Here is a 755-nt window from a genome sequence, read left to right on the forward strand (position 1 = left end):
TGGTCGGCGCTGACATCTCTCGCTTCGGCGCCAAGGGAGGAACGCACCCTCACGGGCCTGTCAGTGCTGCTCCAATCGAACTCTCTGAAACGCGCCTTGCAACCATATTGCCTCGGCGGTTCGTCCGGACGCTTGCTCGATGCCGAATTCGAACGTCTCGGCGAGGCCTCGGTCCAGGCGTTTGAGACCGAAGGTCTGATCGGAACGAGCGCTGCGCCGGCCGTGCTGGCGTACCTCTTCCATCGTATTGGGGATCATCTCGATGGCCGGCCGACGCTGCTGATTGTCGATGAGGGGTGGTTGGCTCTCGACGACGTGGATTTTGCTGGCCAACTCCGAGAATGGTTGAAGACGCTACGGAAAAAGAACGCATCCGTCATCTTCGCCACCCAGTCGCTTTCGGACATCGATGGTTCCGCAACCGCGCCGGCGATCATCGAAAGCTGCCCAACGCGCTTACTGTTGCCTAACGAACGGGCGATCGAACCGCAGATCACTGCCATCTACCGCCGCTTCGGCCTCAACGACCGCCAGATCGAGCTTCTGAGCCGGGCCACGCCGAAGCGCGACTACTACTGCCAGTCCCGTCGCGGCAACCGGATGTTCGAACTCGGCCTTGGTGAGGTTGCGCTCGCCTTCACCGCGGCCTCTTCCAAGATAGACCAGGCCACCATCACGCAACTCCTCGCCGAACATGGACCTGACGGCTTCGTGCCGGCCTGGCTCCAGCACCGTGGCGTCGCTTGGGCGGCAGA

1 protein-coding gene is annotated in these 755 nt (G+C 62.3%); it reads left to right on the forward strand.

Translation table 11 applies throughout. From position 1 onward, the window contains the following. On the forward strand, positions 1-755 hold a 755-nt coding region (locus tag ACM43_RS09590), incomplete at both ends, for a TraG/VirB4 family ATPase (protein WP_442869281.1).

The organism is Bradyrhizobium sp. CCBAU 45321 (genome assembly GCF_028128975.1).
Taxonomy (GTDB): Bacteria; Pseudomonadota; Alphaproteobacteria; order Rhizobiales; family Xanthobacteraceae; genus Bradyrhizobium; species Bradyrhizobium yuanmingense.